General features: G+C 66.2%; 18 protein-coding genes. 9 read left to right on the top strand and 9 right to left on the bottom strand.

Annotated features, from left to right (window positions below):
• The first annotated feature begins 85 nt into the window (after positions 1-85).
• The 3 genes from METUNV2_RS0101295 to METUNV2_RS0101285 all read left to right on the top strand — a co-directional run bounded on the left by METUNV2_RS0101295 (position 86) and on the right by METUNV2_RS0101285 (position 3767).
• A complete protein-coding gene (locus METUNV2_RS0101295) occupies positions 86-1540 on the top strand; it encodes an MBOAT family O-acyltransferase (RefSeq protein ID WP_018227709.1) in 1455 nt (484 codons plus the stop codon).
• Positions 1541-1560: 20 nt separating this feature from the next.
• Positions 1561-2655, top strand: a complete 1095-nt coding sequence (locus tag METUNV2_RS0101290) for a hypothetical protein (RefSeq protein WP_157281244.1) — start codon at positions 1561-1563, stop codon at positions 2653-2655.
• A gap of 101 nt (positions 2656-2756) precedes the next feature.
• The gene (locus METUNV2_RS0101285; protein WP_018227707.1) at positions 2757-3767 is read left to right on the top strand and encodes a zinc-dependent alcohol dehydrogenase family protein; all 1011 of its coding nucleotides are present in this window, start codon (positions 2757-2759) and stop codon (positions 3765-3767) included.
• A gap of 121 nt (positions 3768-3888) precedes the next feature.
• On the opposite strand, the gene ypfJ is transcribed toward METUNV2_RS0101285, so the two are convergent.
• From ypfJ to scpA, 7 genes are all read right to left on the bottom strand, one after another.
• Positions 3889-4767, bottom strand: coding sequence for a KPN_02809 family neutral zinc metallopeptidase (ypfJ, locus tag METUNV2_RS0101280; protein ID WP_018227706.1), 879 nt, complete (start codon positions 4765-4767; stop codon positions 3889-3891).
• A 41-nt stretch (positions 4768-4808) separates the two neighbouring features.
• Entirely contained in the window at positions 4809-7679 is a 2871-nt protein-coding gene (locus tag METUNV2_RS0101275) for a CHASE domain-containing protein (protein ID WP_018227705.1), read from the bottom strand.
• Positions 7676-8059 carry a response regulator transcription factor gene (locus tag METUNV2_RS0101270; RefSeq protein WP_018227704.1) on the bottom strand — a complete coding sequence of 128 codons (384 nt, stop codon included), beginning with the start codon at positions 8057-8059 and terminating at the stop codon, positions 7676-7678. Before METUNV2_RS0101270 ends, METUNV2_RS0101275 begins: the two co-directional genes overlap by 4 nt.
• 145 nt (positions 8060-8204) lie before the next feature.
• A complete protein-coding gene (locus tag METUNV2_RS0101265) occupies positions 8205-10196 on the bottom strand; it encodes an acetyl-CoA carboxylase biotin carboxylase subunit (RefSeq protein ID WP_018227703.1) in 1992 nt (663 codons plus the stop codon).
• Positions 10197-10392: 196 nt separating this feature from the next.
• Positions 10393-11925 carry an acyl-CoA carboxylase subunit beta gene (locus METUNV2_RS0101260; protein WP_018227702.1) on the bottom strand — a complete coding sequence of 511 codons (1533 nt, stop codon included), beginning with the start codon at positions 11923-11925 and terminating at the stop codon, positions 10393-10395.
• Positions 11926-11943: 18 nt separating this feature from the next.
• Positions 11944-12918: a methylmalonyl Co-A mutase-associated GTPase MeaB gene (meaB, locus tag METUNV2_RS0101255; RefSeq protein ID WP_018227701.1), complete on the bottom strand. Its 975-nt coding sequence runs from the start codon at positions 12916-12918 to the stop codon at positions 11944-11946.
• Between the two features lie 112 nt (positions 12919-13030).
• Positions 13031-15184 carry a methylmalonyl-CoA mutase gene (gene scpA, locus METUNV2_RS0101250; RefSeq protein ID WP_018227700.1) on the bottom strand — a complete coding sequence of 718 codons (2154 nt, stop codon included), beginning with the start codon at positions 15182-15184 and terminating at the stop codon, positions 13031-13033.
• 305 nt (positions 15185-15489) lie between these two features.
• Between scpA and METUNV2_RS0101245 the strand changes: the two genes are divergently transcribed.
• The 6 genes from METUNV2_RS0101245 to METUNV2_RS0101220 all read left to right on the top strand — a co-directional run bounded on the left by METUNV2_RS0101245 (position 15490) and on the right by METUNV2_RS0101220 (position 22705).
• Positions 15490-16155, top strand: coding sequence for a GntR family transcriptional regulator (locus METUNV2_RS0101245; RefSeq protein WP_018227699.1), 666 nt, complete (start codon positions 15490-15492; stop codon positions 16153-16155).
• Between the two features lie 121 nt (positions 16156-16276).
• Positions 16277-17092 carry a spherulation-specific family 4 protein gene (locus METUNV2_RS0101240; protein ID WP_018227698.1) on the top strand — a complete coding sequence of 272 codons (816 nt, stop codon included), beginning with the start codon at positions 16277-16279 and terminating at the stop codon, positions 17090-17092.
• A gap of 291 nt (positions 17093-17383) precedes the next feature.
• Entirely contained in the window at positions 17384-19075 is a 1692-nt protein-coding gene (locus tag METUNV2_RS0101235) for a SulP family inorganic anion transporter (RefSeq protein ID WP_018227697.1), read from the top strand.
• 105 nt (positions 19076-19180) lie between these two features.
• Positions 19181-20221, top strand: coding sequence for an aliphatic amidase (locus METUNV2_RS0101230; protein ID WP_018227696.1), 1041 nt, complete (start codon positions 19181-19183; stop codon positions 20219-20221).
• Positions 20218-21048, top strand: a complete 831-nt coding sequence (locus METUNV2_RS0101225; protein ID WP_018227695.1) for a CbbQ/NirQ/NorQ/GpvN family protein — start codon at positions 20218-20220, stop codon at positions 21046-21048. The genes METUNV2_RS0101230 and METUNV2_RS0101225 overlap by 4 nt, the downstream gene beginning before the upstream one ends.
• Positions 21032-22705, top strand: coding sequence for a nitric oxide reductase activation protein NorD (locus tag METUNV2_RS0101220; RefSeq protein WP_018227694.1), 1674 nt, complete (start codon positions 21032-21034; stop codon positions 22703-22705). Before METUNV2_RS0101225 ends, METUNV2_RS0101220 begins: the two co-directional genes overlap by 17 nt.
• Positions 22706-22718: 13 nt before the next feature.
• On the opposite strand, the gene METUNV2_RS18775 is transcribed toward METUNV2_RS0101220, so the two are convergent.
• Entirely contained in the window at positions 22719-23387 is a 669-nt protein-coding gene (locus METUNV2_RS18775; protein WP_018227693.1) for a DUF642 domain-containing protein, read from the bottom strand.
• A gap of 167 nt (positions 23388-23554) precedes the next feature.
• On the bottom strand, positions 23555-24487 hold the full coding sequence (locus tag METUNV2_RS0101210) for a LysR family transcriptional regulator (protein ID WP_018227692.1): 933 nt from the start codon (positions 24485-24487) through the stop codon (positions 23555-23557).
• Positions 24488-24595: the final 108 nt, after the last annotated feature.

Below are 24595 nucleotides of genomic sequence, written 5' to 3'. Positions count from 1 at the left end.
TCTGACCTTGCCCCGGCAGAGAGCCGAAATGAGACAATCCGCCGCTGTTCCGAAGACCGGCAACCGGCGGCAGCCCGGCCATCGCATGCTTTTCAACTCCTACACCTTTCTGTTTGTGTTCCTGCCGCTCACGGCCATCCTGTTCTTCACGGTGGCCCGATACAGCCATCGCGCAGCTGCAGCCTCTCTGGCACTCGCGTCCCTGATCTTCTACGGCTGGTGGAACCCTCTCTTTGTCGGTCTGTTGCTCTTGTCCATCGCATTCAATTATGTGATGGGACAGGTAATAGACCGATGGCGGAACCACTCCCGCCGGCCCCTGATTGCTGCCATTACCATCAACCTGTGCGCGCTTGCCTATTACAAGTACGCCAATTTTTTCGTTGATACGCTGAACGCGCTCAGTGGTAGCCACCTTGCGCTTGAGACCATCCTTCTGCCGCTGGGCATTTCCTTCTTCACCTTCACGCAGATTGCTTTTCTCGTCGATGCGCAGCGCGGACAGGCGCGCGAACGAAATCCGTGGCACTACCTGCTTTTCGTAACCTACTTCCCTCATCTGATCGCAGGGCCGGTGCTGCATCACGCCCAGATGATGCCGCAGTTCGGTCTCGCGTCGACCTACCGGCCAGACATCGGCAACATTTCGGCCGGGCTGAGCATATTTATCATCGGCCTGTTCAAGAAGATTGCCTTGGCCGACCATTTCGCGGGCTATGCCAACCCTGTCTTCGACGCTGCAGGCCACGGACTGCAACCAGGCACAGCCGAAGCTTGGGCTGGCGTTCTGGCTTACACGCTTCAGCTCTATTTTGATTTCTCGGGCTACTCCGACATGGCCGTCGGGCTGTCCAGGATGTTCAACATCGCACTGCCGATCAATTTCAATTCCCCCTACAAGGCCACTAGCGCCATCGACTTCTGGCGCCGCTGGCACATGACACTGTCCGCCTTCCTGCGCGACTATCTCTATGTGCCGCTCGGGGGTAACCGAAAAGGTGCAACGCGTCGCTACACCAACCTGCTGATCACGATGGTTCTGGGCGGGCTGTGGCACGGTGCCAACTGGACCTTCGTACTCTGGGGTGCTTTGCACGGACTGTTTCTCGTGATCAATCACGGATGGAGAAACCTGTGCGCCCGGCACTGCCTGCCCCGCCCGCCTGGTGCAGCCCTGCTCAGCGCAACACTGACCTTCGTTGCGATCACACTGGCGTGGATTCCTTTCCGCGCCACAAGCATTGACGCAGCCACAACGCTCTTCCACGCCATACTGCCTTTGACAGGCGACACACCGATGACCGAAGCAGTACAGCTCGGCCTGCGTGCCCGAGAAGTGTTGCCATCTCTGGCGCTCGGTCTCGGCATCGTCTGGCTGACACCGAACGTGGCTCAGCTGTTCGGGCTATTGGACAGCGAATCAAGCACGCGGCTGCAATGGAAGTTCACGCCCCGGTACGCGATGGCATCGGGCGCGATGCTCGCCCTCGCCATTCTTGGCCTGACCCGTGAAAGTCCTTTCCTCTATTTTCAGTTCTGATGACCGGAACCTGCGCTGACATGGGCCCGCGCTACCTCGTTCAACTCGTTGCATCAACCGTCCTGCTGCTTGCCGGTGTATGTGCGCTGAATCTGATCATAGACCCGGCAGGCCTGTACGGACTGAGGAAGAACTCGCCCGAGCACTATGCACGCGTTCTTGCAAAGAGCGAGTACGGTCTCTGGTGGCCTGCCGATTCCTTTGATGAAAGGGCAATCAAGGCGGGACTGCTGCGCTTCGGCCCTCCTGCTGACTGCATCGTGATCGGCAGCAGTCACGCAATGCAGATCGGGAGTGCCGTACTGCCCCCCAGTCTGCGCGCCGATTGTGGCAGCCTGCTGAACGCGGCGGTCAGTGGCGCAGGCCTCGAGGACCATCTGGCTCTGGCTGCGATCACACGAAGATCCCGCACCCCACGCCACATCGTGTTCGGCATCGCGCCGTGGACATTCGCGTTCGGCAAGGACGTGCGATGGACGCGCTACGCGGACGATTACGCCGAAGCCCGCCGCCTGACTCAGGGCAAGGAGACAACCGCTTCTCCTCAGTTGGATGCGATACGCAACCTGGTAAGTCTCGAATATACGCAGCGCTCCATAAAGGCAGCACTGAAGCGATCACCTGGCCAGCAGGCAATCATGCCGGCAGGCCCGCCAGCGATTGACCCTGAGATGGGCGGACAGCACGCAGTGCTGCGCAGCGACGGCAGCCTGGTGTACTCGGCCGACTACATTGCCCGCGCCAGCCAGGCCGCCATCCCACCGGGCGGCAGCGCATACAAGACAGAGGGTGCGTTGAATGAGCCAGAGGCCATCGCACTCTACCGTTCGATGCTGGAGTGGCTGATGCGCGAAGGCATAAAACCGGTGTTGCTGCTGACACCCTACCATCCGACCGTCTGGGATGACGCAAACTCGGCTAATCGGCGCGCCATGCTGCAGACCGAAGCCATCGTTCGCGACATTGCCCGATCACTGTCACTGCAAGTTATCGGCAGCTACGATCCGCTACTTACTGGATGTACCAGCAGCGAGTTCTTCGACTTCATGCACGCACGCGCTAAATGCCTGGACCGGCTTGAAGTCTTGCCAGCTACGGCCGGGGTGGCTCAATAGGCACGCCGTTGCGAGACACCTGTCCGCAGCACCCCATGGCAACATCGCGCGCGCAGTCCCAGCCCCTGCGCAGACGACAACATTCCACGGAGGTCTTCCGAATGCGTTACCAAGCCTATCGCGAACAGTGCAATGCCGACAGCCTGACCCTCATCGAAACCGATGTGCCGCGCCCCGGCCCGGGTCAGGTGCTGGTGAAGATGCGCGCCGCGTCGCTGAACTACCGCGACCTGTTCATCCTGCAGGGTCTTTACCCGGGCGTGGATTCCAAGGACCTGATCCCGCTGTCCGACGGCGCCGGTGAAGTGGTCGAGGTGGGCGCGGGCGTGGATCGCTTCGCCACTGGCGACCACGTGATCGGCACCTTCTTCGAAACCTGGATTTCCGGCCGTCTGCAGCCGGCGTATTTCGGCAAGACGCTGGGCGGCACCACCGCCGGTGTGCTGACCGAATACCGCCTGTTCCCGCAGGAATCGCTGGTGGCCAAGCCGGCTCACCTGAGCTTCGAAGAGGCGGCCACGCTGCCCTGCGCCGCGCTGACCGCGTGGAACGCGCTGTTCGAAGGCCCGGCCCCGCTGCGTGCCGGCGAACGCGTACTGGTGCTGGGCACCGGTGGCGTATCGATGTTCGCGCTGCAGCTGGCCCACGCGGCCGGCGCCGAAGTGATCGCCACTTCGTCCAGCGACGCCAAGCTGGAAAAGGCGAAGTCGCTGGGCGCGAGCACGCTGATCAACTACCGCAACCATCCGGAGTGGGACCAGGAAGTGCGCAATGCCACCGGCGGCGCTGGCGTGAACCATGTGGTCGAGGTCGGCGGTCCGGGCACGCTGCAGCGCTCGATCGCTTCGCTGGGCCAGAACGGTCAGGCCCACCTGATCGGCGTGCTGACCGGCGGCGAAATCAATCCGCTGCCGCTGCTGTTCACCACCTCGACCGTGCGTGGCGTGTTCGTCGGCTCGCGTGAAATGTTCGAGTCGATGAATGCGGTCATTTCGCTGCACAAGATCCGCCCGGTGATCGACCGCGTGTTCGGCTTCACCGAAGCCCGCGCGGCGCTGGCTCACCAGCAGAGCCAGGCCCACGTCGGCAAGGTGGTGGTGAGTATTGGCTGAGGGGGCTAGGGGCTAGGGGCTAGGGGCTAGGGGCTAGGGGCTAGGGGCTAGAGGCTAGAGGGCGGAATCCGGCGCGCACCGAGGGTTCCCCTAGTCCCCAGCCCCTAATCCCTGGCCTCTCTCACAGCGTTTTCGCCGAAAAGGTATCGCAGCTCGCGAAATCGCCCTTCTCAAGCCCGCGCCTGAACCAGCGCACCCGCTGTTCGGCGCTGCCGTGGGTGAAGCTTTCGGGCACCACCACGCCACGCGCCTGCTTCTGCAGCGTGTCGTCACCGATCGCGGTGGCGGCACGCAGCGCCTCCTCCACGTCCCCCTGTTCGAGAATCGAGCGCGAACGGTTGGCGTGGTGCGCCCACAGGCCGGCGAAACAGTCGGCCTGCAGCTCCATGCGCACCTGCAGCCGGTTGGCACCGCGCTCGTCGGTACGCTGTTTGGCCTGCTGAACCTTGTCGGCGATGCCGAGCTGGTTCTGTACGTGATGACCCACTTCGTGCGCGATCACGTAGGCCTGGGCGAAATCGCCCGGCGCACCGAAACGCGTCTGCAGATCACGGTAGAACGACAGGTCCAGATAGACCCTCTGGTCGCCCGGGCAATAGAACGGGCCCATCGCTGCCTGACCGGTGCCGCAGGCGGTCTGCGTGCCACCGGTGTAGAGCACCAGGCGCGGTTCGCGGTACTGGCTGCCGGCTGCGCGGAACAGCGCACCCCAGGTGTCTTCGGTATCGGCCAGCACGCGTGAGGTGAAACGCGCCAGCGCGTCCTGCGCCGGGTCGCCGCTGGCCTGAACACCGGGCGCAGCCGGAGCATGCTGAGCCTGGGGCGCCTGCAGCCCGCCGGCCACGTTCATCACCACCGACGGATCAACCCCGAAATACATGGCGACCAGCGCCAGCACGATGGTGCCCACGCCGATGCTTCGGCCACCGACCGGAAAGCCGCCTCCGCCGCCTCGCCTGTCTTCGATATTGTCGCTTTCCCGTCCGTCGTCCAGTCTCATGCTGTGCTCCCGCAATCTGCAAGGCACCCATGATAGGCGGATCAGGTGGTGGCGGTATCCATCACCGGCAGCCACAGCGTGATCGTGCTGCCTTCACCCGGTGCGCTGACGATTTCGATCTCGCCGCCGTGCAGGTCCATGATTTCCTTCACCAGCGACATGCCCAGGCCGGTGCCCGGAATATTCCCGGAAGGGTCGGCGCGGTAGAAGCGTTCGAAGATGCGCGACTGCTGCTCGGCGGTCATGCCGATGCCGCGGTCGGCCACCCGTATGCCAGCCATCAGCCGCGAAGTGCGCGCAGCCTCGACCACCGACAGCGTGACCGGTTCACCGCCCGGCGAATACTTGAAGGCATTGGTGATGACGTTGGTGAGCGCGCGCACCATTTTCTCGTGATCGACCCGCACCCGTGGCATGGCCTTGGGCAGCTCAAGCTCGATGCGGCGGGTGTCTTCCGGCGTGACCAGCCCCTCGATCGCGGCGTTGATGAGCATGCGCACCGGCAGATCTTCGTAGCGGAAATCCTGGCCGGCGCGCGCCTCGATGCGCGCCAGATCGAGCAGGTCGTTGATCAGGTTCACCAGCACCCGCGACTGGCGGTGGATGATGCCGTACATGCGTCGACGCGCGGTATCGTCGTAATCGCGATTCATCAGCAGTTCGGCAAAGCCGAAGATGGAAGCCAGCGGCGTACGCAGTTCGTGCGCTGCGGTGCTGAGAAACTCGCTCTTCATCCGGTCGATCTCGAACTGCTGGGTGATGTCGCGGAAGTAGAGCACCGTTTCCGACCGTCCCTGCGGCGCCACCCGGGCGCTGCGTTCGATCACCCGGTGCTCGGGCCGCTTCAGCCAGAGCCGCTGCGGCTCGTCGCTTGAACGATCCAGCAACAGCTCCGGCCACGGCTGCTCCGGGTCGGCCAGCGCATGCATGCGGCGCTCGAATTCGGCGGCCGTCATGCCCAGCAGTTCGCGCTGCGGAATTTGCGTCATGCGCACGAAGGCCGGATTCACGTTGGTGATCGTGCCTTCGGCATCGACCGTGACGAAGCCGTCGGGTGACAGCGCGAACACGGTATGCAGGCGATTGGTGCGCCGGATGAGCTTCTGTTCGAACTCGACCCGCTCGGTAATGTCACCGAACACATCCACATAGTGGGTCAGCCGTCCATCGTTGTCGCGCACCGGCGACGACGACAGGGCCAGCCACAGTGGCCGTCCGTCCGCACGCATGACCTCTGCCGTGGTGGTGAAGGGCTTTTCGTGCGCAATGGCCCAGCGCATTTCCTCCCCCACCCGATCGGGCGCACCGGAATCCAGCGCGTAGGAATAGGGCTGCCCGATCACGCTGGCCGCGGTCCGGTCGGTCAGGCGTTCGAAGGCCGCATTGACGTACACCACCGGATAGCCGGTGGTCTGCACATCGCGGATGAGCACGGCTTCGCTCGACGATTCAAGCGCGCGATCATGCAGACGCATCCGGGTCTGGGCCGCCAGCTGTTCGCTCACGTCACGCAGCAGCAGCGTATGCACCACCCGTCCGTCGCGCATGAAGCCGCTGGCCGATACCGTCACCGGAAAGCTGCGACCGCCAGAACGGGCACCCTGCGTGTCCTGGTGAAGCGCCCAGCGCCGGCCGGACTGCGCCTCTGCCAGACGGCCGGCGAACCAGGTTTCGTCCAGACCGGGCAGCAGGCGCGCCAGCGGCAGGCCGATCACTTCATCAGACCGACGGCCGAACATGTCGGCAGCCGAACGGTTCATCGTGAGCACCATGCCGCTTTCGTCGGTGGTGACGATGCCATCGGCGGCGGTGTCGAGCACCGCCGACAACCGGCTTTCGCTGAGCGCCAGCTCATGGGTCATCGCCTGCGCGCTGCGGTGGGCTCGCGCGCTGATCGCCAGCTGCCGCAGCAGGTGGAACAGCAGCGCACTGAGCACGCTGCCCATCAGCGGCACCAGCCACAGCACCAGGTGGTCGGACTGGAAATCCGCCGGCGCCCGGGTACGCACCGTCCATACATGCCCGCCGAACTCGAGCTCGCGCCTGTCCTCCAGGCCGGACAGGCTCTGGCCGGGCACCGCATTGGTGTACAGCAGCGATTCGTCGCCGGTGTCCCGGCCATCGTGAATATGCACCACCACCCGATCGGCGTAGCCGCGCAGCGCATTGCCGAACAGGTCATGCGCGCGGTAGGGGCTGTAGGTGTAGCCCTGCAGCGCCCGCCGGCGCGCCTCCACCGTGTCGGTCGCCATGCCGCGGGCGTACAGCGGGTAATAGAGCAGGAAACCCGGCTGCACCGCCTGCTTGTCCTCCTGCACCAGGGTGACCTTGCCGGACAGCGCGACATCGCCGGCATCGCGGGCGCGGCTCATGGCGGCCGAGCGCGTGGGCTCGGAATTCATGTCGTAGCCGATGGCGCGCCGGTTGAGCGCGTTCAGCGGGTGCAGATAGAGAATGCTGTGGTATTCGTCGCGCGGCGTATCCGGCCGTATCCGGTAATCCGGAACGTCCTTGCGCACCAGCGTCTCGTGGGCAGACTTTTCCGCGTCGGTCATCCGCACCGTCAGGCCGACGCCAAGGATGCCCGGATAGTTGCGAGGAAGGTTGAGCTCCTCGACATAGTCCCGCCATTCCTCGCGCGTCACCTTCTCGCTGCCGCGCACCAGGCCGGCCGCACCACGCAGGATTTCCTCGTGGGCCACCATGCGCCGGCGCATCTGGGCGACCACCTTGTCGACCTCGCTCTGGAAGCGCTGTTCATCGACGGTTGCCAGCCGGGTCCACAGCAGCGCACTGATCACGACCGTGATCAGCAGGCCGAGCGAAAGCGCCGGCCAGGCCAGCCAGTCAGGAATTTCGAATCGATGGCGCAGACCGGTATCGTCGGGCTGCGCCGCCGCACCGGCCATCATCGCGGGAAGGTGCCTCCGAGCAGCGCACCGATGCGGTCGAGCAGCTCCATCGGAGAGAAGGGCTTGGTCAGATAGGTATCGGCGCCGGCATCGCGGCCGGCTTCGATGTCACGCTGCTGACCGCGGGCCGTCAGCAGGATGACCGGCACCGCTGCCGTTTCAGGCCGCGCACGCAGCCGCCGGCACAGTTCCAGCCCGTCCATGCTGCCGGGCATCATGACGTCGAGCAGCACCAGATCCGGTTTCTGCTGCTGCATCTGTGCCCAGCCGATGTCCGCGTTCTCGGCTTCGACCAGATCGAAATCGCCCAGCTCCAGGGTCATCCGGATCAGCTGCCGTATTTCCGGCTGGTCTTCGACCACGGCAATCCGGGCGCTCACCGGGCGACTCCGGCGTACAGGCGACAGCGGCGGGAACAGGGGGGCATGCGCGACCTCGCGGAACGATGGTGTCCGCAAGCATAACGACCCTGACGCCTTCATGCTTGAGCGCGAGCCACATCACGTGGATCGCGCCCGTATCCGGTCAGCCGGCGGCAAACACCAGGATGACCTGATCCACCGCCAGGCTTTCGCCCGCCGCGGCCGACACCTTCTCGACCACGCCGTCGCGCTCGGCGCGCAGGATGTTCTCCATCTTCATCGCTTCGATCACCGCCAGCCGTTCACCGGCCTTGACCGCCTGCCCCGGCTTGACCGCGACTTCGCGCAGCAGACCGGGCATCGGCGACAGCAGGAAGCGCGACATGTCGGGTGCGGCCTTGACCGGCATACGGGCCAGCAGTTCGGCCGCACGCGGGTTCATCACCTCGGCGTCGACCCGCACGCCGCGGTGCTGCAGCCGGTAGCGCAGACCGATGCGCTCGACCTGCACCTCGAAGGGCCGACCGTCCAGCTCGCCGCGATAGACCGGGTCCGACACCTTCCAGTCAGACACCAGCCGGTGCGGCTTGCCGTCGATCAGTACCACATGGTCGTCGCCCTCCACCTCGAGTTGCACGAAGTGGCCGACGCCGCGCAGCCGCACCACCGCCTCCGGCTTGATGCGGAATTCGTGGCCCTGCAGCTGGCCGACGATGCGCGACGCGCGCTCGTTGTAGCGCTGGTGCACGCTGGCCGCCACCGCCAGCAGCAGCGGCTCGTCCTCGAACTTGGCAGCGGCCGGGTCGAAGCCCTGCGGGTATTCCTCGGCGATGAAGGCAGTGGTGAAGCGGCCGGCGGCGAAGCGTTCGTGGCCCAGCACCGACGACACGAAAGCGATGTTGTGGTTGGGGCCGCGGATGACGAAGGCGTCCAGCGCGTCGCGCAGACGGGCGATCGCCTCTTCACGGGTGCGGCCGTGGCAGATCAGCTTGGCGATCATCGAGTCGTAGTGCATCGACACTTCGCCGCCTTCATAGACGCCGGTATCGACTCGCACTGCGGCCGACTGCGCCGGCGGCCGGTACTTCACCAGGCGGCCAACCGAAGGCAGGAAGCCGCGCGCCGGGTCTTCAGCGCAGATGCGCGCCTCCATCGCCCAGCCGTCCAGCTTCACGTCGGCCTGATCGAAGGTGAGCGGCTCGCCGGCGGCGACGCGGATCATCTGTTCGACCAGATCGAGGCCGGTGATCAGTTCGGTCACCGGATGCTCGACCTGCAGCCGGGTGTTCATTTCCAGGAAGTAGAAGGACTTGTCGCGGCCAACCACGAATTCGACCGTGCCGGCCGACTGGTACTGCACCGCCTTCGCCAGTTTCACCGCCTGTTCGCCCATCGCGCGCCGGGTGTCGGCGTCGATGAAGGGCGACGGCGCCTCCTCGATCACCTTCTGGTGACGGCGCTGGATCGAGCACTCGCGCTCGTTCAGATACAGCACCTTGCCGAAGGCGTCGCCCAGCACCTGGATTTCGATGTGGCGCGGCTCTTCGACGAATTTCTCGATGAACACGCGATCGTCGTTGAAGGCGTTCTTTGCCTCGTTGACGCAGGAGGCGAAGCCCTCGTGCGCCTCGGCGTCGTTGAACGCCACACGCAGGCCCTTGCCGCCACCGCCGGCGCTGGCCTTGATCATGACCGGATAGCCGATGCCGCGCGCGATCTCGACCGCGCGCTCCGGGCTTTCGATCGGGTCGTTCCAGCCCGGAATCGTGTTCACGCCGGCTTCCTTGGCTAGCTTCTTCGACGCGATCTTGTCGCCCATGGCGGCAATGGCGTGCGTCTTCGGGCCGATGAACACGATGCCCTCGCGCTCCAGCGCCTCGCAGAAGGATTCGTTCTCCGACAGGAAACCGTAGCCCGGATGCACCGCCTGTGCACCGGTCGCCTTGCAGGCGGCGATGATCTTGTCAGCGACCAGATAGGACTCGCGCGCCGGCGCCGGGCCGATGCAGACAGCTTCGTCCGCCAGCTCGACGTGCAATGCGTTGGCGTCCGCCTCGGAGTACACCGCGACGGTGGCGATGCCCATGCGGCGCGCGGTGCGGATGACGCGGCAGGCGATCTCGCCGCGGTTTGCGATCAGGATCTTTTCAAACATGGCGGGTCTCCGCGGCGAGATCGCGCTGCGAGTCGCCGCGGTTCGCGATCAGGGTTTTCGTAAACATGTTCAGTGCTCCACTACGGGAAGTCTGCTCGGAATTGCGCTGTGGGAGCGGCGCTTGCACGGAGACCGCGGCCCTTACCGGCCATGATCGCGGCGAAGACGCCGCTCCCACAGAATCTCGCGTCCTGCATCACAGCGGAATGTTGCCGTGCTTGCGCCACGGGTTCTCGATCTGCTTGTCGCGCAGCATGGCCAGCGAGCGGCAGATGCGCTTGCGCGTTTCGCGCGGCATGATCACGTCATCAATGAAACCGCGCTTGCCGGCGATGAAAGGATTGGCAAATTTCTCGCGGTACTCGGCTTCGCGTGCGGCGATCTTTTCCGGATCGTTCTTCTCTTCGCGGAAGATGATTTCCACCGCGCCCTTCGGTCCCATCACCGCGATTTCCGCACTCGGCCAGGCGAAATTCACGTCGCCGCGCAGGTGCTTGGAACTCATCACGTCGTAGGCGCCGCCATAGGCCTTGCGCGTGATCACGGTCACCTTGGGCACGGTGCATTCGGCGTAGGCGTAGAGCAGCTTGGCGCCGTGCTTGATGATGCCGCCGTATTCCTGCGCGGTGCCCGGCATGAAGCCCGGCACGTCGACCAGCGTGATGACCGGAATGTTGAAGGCATCGCAGAAGCGCACGAAGCGCGCCGCCTTGATCGAGCTCTTGATGTCCAGACAGCCGGCCAGCACCAGCGGCTGGTTGGCGACGATGCCCACGGTGCTGCCTTCCATCCGCGCAAAGCCGACGATGATGTTCTTCGCGTAGTCCGGCTGGATCTCGAAGAAGTCGCCGTCGTCGACCATCTTCAGGATGAGCTCCTTCATGTCGTACGGCTGGTTCGCGTTCGCCGGCACCAGCGTGTCGAGACTGGTGTCCAGCCGGTCGGCCGGATCGGTGCTCGGGCGCACCGGCGGCTTTTCGCGGTTGGACAGCGGCAGGTAGTTGTACAGCCGGCGCGTGTACATCAGCGCATCGACGTCGTTCTCGAACGCGAGGTCGGCCACGCCGGATTTCGTCGTGTGCGTGCCCGCACCGCCGAGATCTTCGGCACTCACCTCTTCATGCGTCACCGTCTTCACCACTTCCGGGCCGGTCACGAACATGTAGCTCGAATCGCGCACCATGAAGATGAAGTCGGTCATCGACGGCGAATACACCGCACCGCCGGCACACGGTCCCATGATGACCGAAATCTGCGGAATGACGCCCGAGGCCATCACGTTGCGCTGGAACACTTCGGCATAGCCGCCGAGCGACGCCACACCTTCCTGGATGCGCGCACCGCCCGAATCGTTGAGCCCGATCACCGGCGCACCCACCTTCATCGCCTGGTCCATCAGCTTGCAGATCTTTTCCGCGTGCGACTCGGACAGCGATCCGCCGAACACCGTGAAGTCCTGCGAGAACACGAACACCAGCCGGCCGTTGATGGTGCCGTAGCCGGTCACCACGCCATCGCCCGGCACCGAGTCGTCGGCCATGCCGAAGTCAGTGCAGCGGTGTTCCTTGAACATGTCCCACTCTTCGAAGCTGCCCTCGTCGAGCAGCACTTCGATGCGCTCGCGCGCGGTGAGCTTGCCGCGCGCGTGCTGCGCGTCGATGCGGCGCTGGCCGCCGCCGAGGCGGGCCTGCTCGCGCTTGGCGTCGAGCTTGCGGATGATGTCTTGCATCGTCAGTCCTCCGTAAATTCAGTCCATCGCCTGCAGCAGCCGCAATGCGGCCGCCGATGCAGGCAGGGTGCCGGCGGCCACCGCCGCGCGGATGTCCGGCAGCGCAGCTCGCACCGCCGGGTGATGTTCGAAACGGTGACGCAGGCCCTGGTCGACCAGCGCCCACATCCAGTCCAGCGCCTGCCGGCTGCGACGCGCCTCCCAGGCGCCGCTGGCCTGCATGGCATCGCGGTAGCGCAGGATGGCCGACCAGAAATCCTCCAGCCCGGCGTGCTTCACCGCCGACACCTTGAGCACCGGCACCGTCCAGTCGGGTGAGGCGGCGCGCAGCAGGTGCAGCGCGCCCTTCATCTGCTGCATCGCGCGCTCGGCAGCGGTTTCATCGAGATCGGCCTTGTTGAATACGACCAGATCGGCCAGTTCGACGATGCCCTTCTTGATCGCCTGCAGATCGTCGCCGGCGTTCGGCAGCTGCAGCAGCACGAACACGTCGGTCATGCCGGCGACGGCGGTTTCCGACTGGCCGACACCGACGGTTTCGACGATGACCACATCAAAGCCGGCCGCCTCGCACACCAGCATGGCTTCGCGCGTGCGCGCCGCCACGCCGCCCAGACTGCCGGCCGACGGTGACGGACGGATGAAGGCGTCCAGGCTCAGCGACAGATGCTCCATGCGGGTCTTGTCGCCGAGGATGGAACCGCCGGTGACCGTGGACGACGGATCGATCGCCAGTACGGCCACCTTGTGACCGCGCGCAATCAGCGCCAGACCGAGCGCTTCGATGAAGGTGGATTTGCCGACGCCGGGCACGCCGGAAATGCCGACCCGGATCGAGCGGCCGGTGTGCGGCAGCAGCGCGCGCAGCACCTCGCCGGCGCGCAGCTGGTGATCGTCGCGCGTCGATTCGATCAGCGTGATGGTCTTGGCCAGCGCGCGGCGCTGGCCAGCCAGTACGCCGTCGATGAGTGTCTGGTCGGCAGGCGTGCTCATGGCTGACCCATGTCTGGCCCACCGCAGCCATCGCGGCGGGGGCGCCGCTCCCACGAACCTGCGGCGCGCGGCGCCTCGCCGGCGCAGAAGCAGGCGTCGGTCGGAAACCGTCTCACGCGACCTTCGCCCGGATCGCGTCCAGCGTGTCTTTCGCAGCCTTCGGGATCGGCGTACCCGGGCCGAACACGCAGGACACGCCGTGACCGTACAGTTCGTCGTAGTCCTGCGCCGGAATCACACCACCGACCACCACCACGATGTCGTCCGCGCCCTGGGCACGGAGAGCCTCGATCAGCTGCGGCACCAGCGTCTTGTGGCCGGCTGCCAGCGTCGATACGCCGACCGCATGCACGTCGTTCTCGATCGCCTGCCGTGCGGCTTCTTCCGGCGTCTGGAACAGCGGTGCGATATCCACGTCGAAGCCGAGGTCGGCGAAAGCGGTGGCGATCACCTTGGCGCCGCGGTCGTGACCGTCCTGGCCCAGCTTGGCGATCAGGATGCGCGGGCGACGACCTTGCTCTTCGGCAAACTGGCTGACCTCCTCCTTCATCGCGCCCCATCCTTCGTCATCGGCCACCACGGACTGATATACGCCACTCACCGCCTGCGTGCTCGCGCGGTGACGGCCCCACACCTTTTCCAGCGCATCCGACACCTCGCCCACCGTGGCGCGCGCGCGCATCGCGGCGACCGACAGTTCGAGCAGATTGCCCTGGCCGGATTCGGCGGCGGCGGTCAGCGCCGCCAGCGCGGCATTCACCGCGGCGGCGTCACGGCTGGCGCGGATGCGCGCCAGCTGCGCCACCTGCGACTCGCGCACCGCGACATTGTCGATCACCAGCACGTCGAGCGCGTCTTCCTTGTCCAGCCTGTACTTGTTCACGCCGACGATGACATCGCGGCCGGAATCGATGCGCGCCTGCTTCTCGGTCGCGCACTTCTCGACCTGCAGCTTGGCCCAGCCGGATTCGACCGCCTTGGTCATGCCGCCCATCTGTTCCACTTCCTGGATGATTGCCCAGGCGTGGTCGGCCATGTCCTGGGTCAGCTTTTCCATCATGTAGCTGCCGGCCCAGGGGTCGATCACATTGGTGATGTGGGTCTCTTCCTGCAGGATGAGCTGGGTGTTGCGCGCGATGCGGGCCGAGAACTCGGTCGGCAGCGCGATCGCCTCGTCGAAGCTGTTGGTGTGCAGCGACTGGGTGCCGCCGAACACCGCCGCCATCGCCTCGACCGTGGTGCGCACCACGTTGTTGTACGGGTCCTGTTCGGTCAGCGACCAGCCCGAGGTCTGGCAGTGGGTGCGCAGCATCTTGGACTTCGGGCTTTTGGCACCGAAGCCCTCCATGATGCGGCTCCACAGCAGTCGTGCCGCGCGGAGCTTGGCCACTTCCAGATAGAAGTTCATGCCGATGGCGAAGAAGAAGCTCAGTCGCCCGGCGAATTCGTCGACGTCCATGCCGCGCGCCATCGCGGTGCGCACGTATTCCATGCCGTCGGCCAGCGTCAGCGCCAGCTCCAGGCCCTGGGTCGCGCCCGCTTCCTGCATGTGGTAGCCGGAAATCGAGATCGAGTTGAAGCGCGGCATGTTGCGCGCGGTGTATTCGATGATGTCGGCGACGATGCGCATCGACGGCTGGGGCGGATAGATATAGGTGTTCCGCACCATGAATTCTTTGAGGATGTCGTTCTGGATCGTGCCCGACAGCTGGGCCTGCGGCACGCCCTGTTCCTCGCCGGCAACGATGAAGCCGGCCAGCACCGGCAGCACCGCACCGTTCATCGTCATCGACACGCTGATCTTGTCGAGCGGAATGCCGTCGAACAGGCGCTTCATGTCTTCCACGCTGTCGATCGCCACACCGGCCTTGCCGACGTCGCCGACCACCCGGGGGTTGTCCGAGTCGTAGCCGCGGTGGGTGGCCAGGTCGAACGCCACCGACACACCCTGCGCGCCGGCGGCCAGCGCCTTGCGGTAGAAGTTGTTCGATTCTTCGGCGGTCGAGAAGCCGGCGTACTGACGGATGGTCCAGGGCCGGGCGGCGTACATGGTGGCCTGCGGGCCGCGCACGAAGGGCGCAAAGCCGGGCAGCGTGTCGGCGCTGGGCAGACCGTCGACGTCGGCGCGGGTATACAGCGCCTTCACCGTCAGGCCTTCCGGCGTTTTCCAGTCCAGGTTGGCGGCATCGCCGCCGGGCGCGGATTTCGCGGCAGCCTTCAGCCACGCTGCGTATTCAGGGTGGGCGCTGCCCGTCGTGTCGGCCATGGTTCTGTCCTTGCGCTGTACTTGCGTATTGCGGGTCGGCGCCGGGAGCGGGCATGCACGATGCCGGCTTGACTCAGCGCGCAGCGGAGAATACTTTATCCATAATTATGAATGCAAGCGGATGTTGCGGTGCGATAATCGCGGCGTCCAGAACATCCTTTCCTGCGCAAGAAAACGGAAGAAGCGACGCCTGAGCAGATGCGTCACCCGGCTGCCGGGCTGGCCCCGTACGTACCGCCTGCCAGCGTATTCAGCCCGGGCCGGGTCGATCCTTCAGCATTCCTTCGCGGTAGAACAGCAAGCCCATGAACAGCGAAACCCTGACCCCTGCCGCCGAAGCGATCGCCCCGCGTGCTCTGTATATAGAGGTGGCCGACCGGCTGCGCCGGCTCATCCAGAGCCATGCGATGGCGCCCGGCGAATGGATAGACGAACAGGCGCTGGCCACCCAGTACGGCATTTCACGCACGCCGCTGCGCGAGGCGCTGAAGGTGCTGGCGACCGAAGGCATGGTGGTGCTGAAGCCGCGTCGCGGCTGCTACGTCGCGCAGATCAGCGGCGGCGATCTGGAAGAGATCTATCCCATCATGGCGCTGCTGGAGGGCGAATGCGCCGCCAGCGCCGCCCGCCGCGCATCGGACGCTGACCTGGCCGAACTGGGCGGGCTGCATCAGGCGCTCGAACACAGCGCAGCCGCCCGTGACATCGACCGCTTCTTCGACGCCAACCAGCGCTTTCACCTGCTCATCCACCACATCGCCGGCAACCGGCGCCTAGCGCAGATGATCGACGAACTGCGCGCGGTGCTGAAGCTGCAGCGACACGATTCGCTGTATCTGGAAGGCCGGCTGGTCGCTTCGCTGGAAGAGCACCGGGTACTCATGGCTGCGCTGCAGGCACGCGACCCCGAAGCCGCCCGCCGTGCGATGCAGGAGCACATCGAAAGCAGCCGCAAGGCGCTGAGCAGCTGAAGCGCGTCGGGCGGCACCGGCCGGGTGCCTTCAGATGTGGCCGTGGCGGCCGTAAAGGCGATTGCTTCCCCGCCGCTACCGGCGCAGGATGCATCCGCCCCGCTACGCTCCCGGAGTTCCCGTGAAAACCGCTGTCGCCACTGCCCTGCTTGCCTTCATCATGCCGACTGCGCATGCCCTCGAACTGCTGGTTCCCGCCTACTTCTACCCGGCCGACGATGGCGCCGCCTCCTGGCAGGCGCTGGCGGCCGCGGCGCCCGGGGTCGGCATCACCGCCATCCTGAATCCGGACAGCGGCCCGGGCGCAGCGCTCGACCCGTCGTACGGCTCGGTGGTCGATGGCCTGCAGGCCGCTGGCGGCCGCGTGATCGGCTACGTGCATACCTCTTACGGCACGCGCAGCGCCGCCACCGTCAAAGCGGAAATCAGCCGCTACTACACGCTGTATGGCGTGGACGGCATCTTCATCGACGAAATGTCGAATGACGGTGCGAAGCTGGGCTACTACCAGTCGCTGCACGACTACATCCGCGGGCTGGACGCCGACGGCTACATCGTCGGCAATCCGGGCACGCGTACCGCCCAGGGCTATCTGGCGACCGCCGACGTGCTGGTCACTTTCGAAAGCCCGGCCGCCGAGTACGCCGGCTACGAAGCCGACGCCTGGACGCAATCGCAGGACGCGTCGCGCTTCGCCCACCTGGTCTACGAAGTGCCGGACGCCGCGGCGATGCAGGCCACGATCGCCCGAGCCCGCGCGATGAATGTCGGGCATGTCTATGTCACCGACGACGACATCAGCAATCCGTGGGACAGGCTGCCGTCCTACTGGGCCGAAGAAGTCGGCGCCGTGGCCGCGGTACCCGAACCCTCCGCCTGGGCGATGCTGGCCGCCGGCCTGGGTCTGATCGCCAGCCGGCTGCGCCGTCGTCAGTAATACGATCGCGATCATCGCGTAGGTCGCCGTCTGCGTGCGCAGGCCCTTGGCCTGCACACCCTACTTGCCAGTGCACAGTCCACCGTTCTCGCGGGATTGCTTGCCATCGGCGAGCGCACTCGGCCGCTCTGGACAAGCCGCGCCAGCCGGCCTGACAATCGGTTCATGAAACCCGGGCGCCTCCGCACATGCCGCTGACACCGACCAAACGCTGGGTCGTACTGCGCCATACCGGCCACGGGCACCCGTCTCCGCATCGCTTCCTGCGCGCCTTCTCATTGCGGAGACATCATGACTTTCAGCTTCAGACCCAAGCTTCTTGACACCCTGCCCGGCTACGGCCGGGGCGCGTTCGCCGGCGATCTGTCCGCCGGCCTCACCGTCGGCGTGCTGGCACTTCCGCTGGCCATGGCCTTCGCCATCGCCAGCGGCATGTCACCCACCGCCGGCATCTGGACCGCCATCGTCGCCGGCTTCCTGATATCGGCGCTGGGCGGCTCGCGGGTACAGATCGGCGGTCCGACCGGCGCCTTCATTCCCATCATCTACGCCATCGTGGCCGACTACGGCGTGCAGAACCTGCTGGTCGCCACCACGATGTCCGGCGTCATGCTGTTCGCGATGGGCGCCTTCCGGCTGGGCAGCATGATCCGTTTCATTCCGCTGTCGGTGGTGATCGGTTTCACCAATGGCATCGCGGTGGTCATCTTCATTTCGCAGATCAAGGATTTTCTCGGCCTGAAGACCGACGCGCTGCCGGGCGAGTTCTTCGGCAAGATGCGCGCCTTGTTCGACGCACTGCCCACGCTGGACCCGGCCACGCTGGCGTTGTCGCTTGCCTCGCTGGCCGTACTGCTGGGCTGGAACCGGGTCGCGAAGCAGGTCGCCTGGATGCGCCGGCTGCCCGGGCCGCTGGCGGTGCTGGTGATCGCGACCGCCGCCAACGCCGTGCTGCAGTTCCCGGTCGATACGATAGGCAGCCGCTTTGGCGGCATTCCGCGCGAACTGCCGCAGATCGCGCTGCCGGCGCTGTCGCTCGGCCTGCTTGGCAAGCTGATCGCACCCGCGCTGGCGATCGCGCTGCTGGGCGCGATCGAATCGCTGCTGTCGGCGCGCGTCGCCGACAGCCAGATCGACGACCGGCACGACCCCAACCAGGAACTGATGGCGCAGGGCATCGCCAACGTCGCGGCCCCGCTGTTCGGCGGTTTCGCCGCCACCGGCGCCATCGCCCGCACCGCCACCAATGTGCGCACCGGCGGCCGCACGCCGGTGGCCGGCATGCTGCACGCGGCGGTGCTGCTGGTGATCGTGCTGGCGGCCGCACCGCTGGCCGCCCACATCCCGCTCGCCACGCTGTCCGCCATCGTCGTGGTGGTGTCGGTGAATATGGGCGAATGGCATGCCTTCGCGCCATCCGAACTGCGGCGCTATGCGATGCCCTACCGCACCATCCTGCTCGCCACCTTCTTCGTCACCGTGGTGTTCGACCTCACGCTGGCGGTCGAACTGGGCATGCTGCTGGCCAGCCTGTTCTTCATCTGGCGCATGTCGGACCTCACCCGCATAGACCGGGTGCCGCTGGAAGAGCACTACGGCGTCGAGGCACTTGCGCGGCCCGACGGCACGCCGCGCATCCTGGCCTGGCGCATCAGCGGTTCGCTGTTCTTCGGCGCCGCCAACAAGCTGGAACATCTGCTGCTGATGCAGGACGGCCATCCGGACGCGGTCATCCTCGATCTGGAAAAGGTGATCAGTATCGACACCACCGGGCTGGACATCCTGCGTACGCTGCACCGGAACCTGTCGCGGCGCGGCACCGTGCTCGTTCTGTGCGACCTGAACGAACAGCCGGCATCGCTGATCCGCCGCTCCGGCTTTGCCGACGCGATCGGCGAGGCGAACATCGCCGGCAACCTGACCGACGCGCTGCTGATCGCGCAGTCGACGCACGCCCGCGACGCCGCGGTGCGCTACACCTGAACACGGTTCCCGCGCCCCGATACGTCGTTCACCGTATTTGCAGTACCCGCCGCATTCGCAGAATGGGAGGCCTCTCTTCCACCCATTCCGCAGCGGAGGCCACTCATGCACCACGGGGACATTTCGAGCAGCAAGGACACGGTCGGCGTCGCGGTCGTCAATTACAAGATGCCGCGCCTGCACACCAGGGCCGAGGTGCTGGACAACGCGCGCAAGATTGCCGACATGATCGTAGGCATGAAGTCCGGCCTGCCCGGCCTCGATCTGGTCATCTTCCCCGAGTACAGCACGCACGGAATCATGTACGACTCGAAGGAGATGTACGACACGGCTTCGGCCATCCCCGGCGAGGAGACGGCCATCTTCGCGGCGGCCTGCCGGAAGGCCAAGGTGTGGGGCGTGTTTTCGCTGACCGGCGAACGGCATGAGGAACACCCGAACAAGGCGCCGTACAACACCCTCATCCTGATGAACGACCAGGGCGAGATCGTCCAGAAGTACCGCAAAATCATGCCCTGGGTGCCGATCGAAGGCTGGTACCCGGGCGACTGCACCTATGTGTCGGACGGCCCCAAGGGCCTGAAGGTGAGCCTCATCATCTGCGACGACGGCAACTACCCGGAAATCTGGCGCGACTGCGCGATGAAGGGCGCCGAACTGATCGTCCGCTGCCAGGGCTATATGTACCCGGCCAAGGAGCAGCAGGTGACGATGGCGAAGGCCATGGCCTTTGCCAACAACGTCTATGTCGCAGTCGCCAACGCCGCCGGTTTCGACGGCGTCTACACCTACTTCGGCCACTCGGCCATCGTCGGCTTCGACGGCCGCACGCTGGGCGAATGCGGCGAAGAAGAGATGGGCATGCAGTACGCCGCGCTGTCCAAAAGCCTCATCCGCGACTTCCGCAAGAACGGCCAGTCGGAGAACCACCTGTTCAAGCTGCTGCACCGCGGCTACACCGGCCTGATCAATTCGCGCGAAGGCGACAAGGGCGTGGCGGCCTGCCCCTACGACTTCTACTCGAAGTGGATCAACGATCCGGAAGGCACGCGCAAGGCGGTCGAAGCCTTCACCCGCGACACGGTCGGCACCGAAGAGTGTCCGATCGAAGGCCTGCCCAATCCGGCCACCGTCGGTCACAAGTGAAACTGCACGACCCCGTGGCGCCGGACGACGCGCTGGGCGACTGGCGCGTCCGGGACGAACCCTGGTACGCACCGGTCAGCGACGAGATCACCGCCTTCGAGGCCGCGCACGCACGCGGCCTGCCGCTGATGCTCAAGGGGCCGACCGGCTGCGGCAAGACGCGCTTCGTCGAGCACATGGCCTGGCGGCTCGGCCTGCCGCTGGTCACCGTGGCCTGCCACGAAGATCTGTCGGCCGGCGACCTGATCGGCCGCTTCCTGCTCGACGCCGGCGGCACCCGCTGGCAGGACGGCCCGCTGACGCGCGCGGTGCGCCACGGCGCGATCTGCTATCTCGACGAACTGGTCGAGGCGCGCGCCGACACCACGGTGCTCATCCACCCGCTGACCGATGCGCGCCGCCAGCTACCGCTGGCCGCCACCGGCGAACTGCTGCACGCGCACCCGGACTTCCGCCTGGTCGTGTCCTACAACCCCGGCTATCACGGCGTGCACAAGACGCTGAAGGCGTCCACGCGGCAGCGCTTCACCGCACTCGAATTCGGCTACCCGGAGGCGGCGCGCGAAGCGGCTGTCGTGATGCACGAATCCGGCGTCGACGCGGCGACTGCGCAGCAGCTGGTGACGCTGGCCGAACGCACGCGCCGGCTGGCCGGTGACGAACTGGACGAAGGTGCCTCCACCCGCATGCTCATCCACGCCGGCCTGCTGGTCGCCGAAGGGCGCGCACCGCGTGCCGCCTGCCTGCAGGCGGTCGCGGTACCGCTGACCGACGACCCGGAAGTCGGTCAGGCGCTGGCCGCCATGGTCGATGCCTGCATCGCCTGAAGCCGCGCCGGCAGGCAGCCGCTCACTTGGCATCTATCTGGATGCGCTGTGGTCGGTGCAGCCGCGGCTCGCCGTGCTCGCCACGGACGACGACCGCCCCCGCGCCATCCTGTCGCGCGCCGGCACACGACCGGTGCTGCATCTGCCGCCGGACGGCGCGCAACTCACCCGTGCCCGCGCCGCACATGCAGCGGCTCATCTCGTGCATGGCAGCGCACCACAGCCGCGCGCGAAACTGAAACCGATACAGCGCGCGCTGCTGGAAACGCTGGAGGACGCCCGCGTGGACTGGCTGGCGATGCAGGACCTGCCCGGCCTGCGCACGCTGTGGTCGCCCTTCCATGTCGCCGATGCAAGCTGGGGCATGGGCTTCGATGCGCTGCTCGCACGACTGGCGCACGCACTGTTCGACCCGGCGCACGCTGACGGCCACGCCTGGATCGCCAAAGTGCGTCGCCTGTTCTTCGCACCCGACGGACAGCTCGCCCTGGACACGCCGGACAGGCTGCGCGACGCGGCCTCGCTGCTCGGCCACGACATCGGCCAGATGCGTCTGCCCTTCAATCCGGCCGGCTGGCGCGTCGAACCGGCCTACCGCGACGACAATCACCACCTCTGGATCGCCGACGACAGCCTGCCGCCATCGGCCACGCCGCTGGAACGCGAGGACGCCGACAGCCATGGCGGCAGTGACGAGGACGAACAGCGCGCCGACCGGCCGCCGCCACAGGCCACCGGCGGCGCCGACCAGGGCGAATGCGGCGCTACTGCGCTGTGGTCGGAAGCACCGCTGCGCATGCTGAAGTATCCGGAATGGGATCGCCTGATCGCGCGGCTGCGGCCAGACTGGTGCACGGTGATCGAAAGCCGGCCGCTTGAAGCCGACGCCCGCGCGCTGCGCGCACGGCTGCTGTCCGCAGCGCGGCAGACGCGGCCGGATCGCCGTTGGCACGCCGGTCGCCCGGGCAGCGGCCGCGAGCGCGACGGCGAAGCCCTGCACACTGACGCACTGATCGAAGCCGGCATCGCGCTGCGCACACGCACCCGGCTGCCTTCAAGGCTCTATCGCGCACCGCGCCCGCACGACAGCGGGCGCGACGTGCTGCTGCTGATCGATGCGTCCGCTTCCACCGCCCTGCCTTGCGCAGACAGCCGGCCGCTGCTCGACCATCTGCGCGACGCGGCACTGCTCGCCGCGCATGCGCTGCAGCGTGACGGCCACATCGTCCGCGTGTGGGCGTTCGCCTCGGACACCCGGCACCGCGTGCGGGTGCAGCGCCTGAAGGACGAACGTGACGGTGCGCTGGATGCACGCGTGTGCGCCCGCGCCGCCGGCCTGCGCAGCCACGGTTCGACCCGGATCGGCGCTGCGCTGCGGCACGCGGTCGCGCACCCGCTGGGCATGCGACCGGCGGTCGTGGTGCTCACCGACGGCGAACCGCACGACATCGACGTGCACGACCCGCACTATCTGCTGGAAGACCTGAAACAGGCGGTGCGCGAAGCCCGGCGCGCCGGCGTGCAGGCCTGCGCCCTGCAGTTCGGTTCGGCCGACGCATCCGGTCTGCACCGGGCATTCGCCCGCGGCAGCGGACTTGCGGTACGCGACGGCGCTGCGCTGGACGACGCAATCCGGCGCGTACTGGGTGCTGGATGACGACAGCGGGCGATCAGCCCCGGCGGCGCGCCAGCATGCCGGTCAGCCCGAGTCCGGCCAGCAGCATCGCCCAGCCTTCGGGTTCCGGCACCGGCAGCGCGGCCAGCGACACGTTGTCGAGACCAATGCCCCAGTCATTGCTCAGGGCGCCGTTGGCGACACCCAGAAAGGTGATCCGGACACTGCCGGCATCGGCCACCCAGTTCAGCGTCTTGCGTTCCCAGTCCATGCCGCCGCCGGCGCCGGCCAGGTTGGTGAACAGCTGCGGCGTGCCGCCATTGATGCTGACCGACAGGGTGGAGGTGCCGAATCCGGGCGCCAGATAGTTGCCCAGATCGAAGGACAGCGCATACGTGCGACCGACGACGGTGCTCACCGCGTCGGATACGAGCCCCTTGTTATAGCCGACCGAGCCGGTCAGATCCATCCACTGGCCGCCGTGACTGGCCGGCAATCCGGACGCGTTGCCGTCGGTCAGCTGCACCTGCCCACCCACCACGGTCCAGCCGGTGATGGCGGTGGAGCCTACGTCGTAATAGGCATAGGGCACCGTTGAATTCGGCGCCTCGAACGACCCGTTGGCGAGCAGGTTGTCATCGGCGCTCGCAACCGACGCGAACAGCGGAAAGGAAAGGAGCGGGGACAGGAGGCACAGGGTACGGATCGGGCTGAACGGCTTCATCGAACGGATCTCCGGGTGTACGGGGTGGCCACAGCGTATCGATGCCGCAGCCAGACCGGGCTCAGGTAGCAAGATCCATTCCGCTGCCTTACCTCATGTTGCGTCAGTCACTTGCGTGCGGTGGCGCCGGTCGCTGTAAAGCCAGGCGACAAGCCCGGCGCCGGTGTTCAGGGCCGCCGGGGGGTGGTTTCGTTCACCGCCTGGAAGTAGTCGATGAACACGCGCAGGCGCTCCGGCATCTGCGCCCGACTCGGGAAATACAGATGGATGGCGGACATCGGCATCGCGTCATCGATCAGCACTGCCTTCAGCGAGCCATCCGCCAGATCGTCGGCCACCAGCGATTCCAGCGTCTGCACCATGCCCAGTCCGCGCCGGGCCAGATCGATCTCGGCATCGGCGTCGTTCACGATGTAGCGGCCATCGACCTCAACTTCGAGCGGCCGGCCGTCGCGCTGGAAGATCCAGCGCATGGTGCGGCCGCTGGAGGCATAGCGGTAGCGCACGCACTCATGGCGACCGAGGTCGTCCACGGTGCGCGGCGCCGGCCGCTGCGCCAGATAGTCGGGCGCAGCCACGGTAATCATGCGGTTGGGCCCGCCCATGCGCACCGCCACCATGTCGGCTTCGATGATGTCGCTCATGCGCATGCCGGCGTCGAAGCGGTCGGCAACGATGTCGGCCAGTCCATCGTCCAGCGCGAATTCGAGCTGCACGTCCGGGTGGCGCACCGCAAAGCCGGCCAGATGCGGCGCGATCAGCACCCGATAGGCCGGCCGTGGCATGTTGATACGCAGCGTGCCAGTGGCGCGGCCGCGCGACTGGGCCAGACTTTCGAGCGCGGCGCCGAATTCGTCCAGCCCGACCCGCACGCCGTCGTACAGCCGCTCGCCCTCTTCGGTCAGCGACACGCTGCGCGTGGTGCGGGTGAGCAGGCGTACGCCCAGCCGCTGTTCCAGCGTGCGCACCGACTGCGACAGCGCCGAGGCGGACACGCCCAGTTCGGCTGCCGCGCGGGTAAAGCTGGCGTGGCGCGCAACGCATTCGAAGGCGCTGAAGGCTGGCAGCAGGGCCGGATCAATCTTGAAGTTTGGCTTCATAAGTCTTGAAAGATTACCCAGTCGATCTAAAAAAACAAAGCGTCTATGTTTCGTACCGTGTCATGCGCGACGGCTGCGCATGCCCTGTTGCGGCGAACGAGTGCACCG

This window comes from Methyloversatilis universalis EHg5 (assembly GCF_000378945.1).
In the GTDB taxonomy this organism is placed as follows: Bacteria; Pseudomonadota; Gammaproteobacteria; order Burkholderiales; family Rhodocyclaceae; genus Methyloversatilis; species Methyloversatilis universalis_A.
Note: the sequence above shows the minus strand (reverse complement) of the source record. Positions and strands in the feature narration are given on the sequence as shown.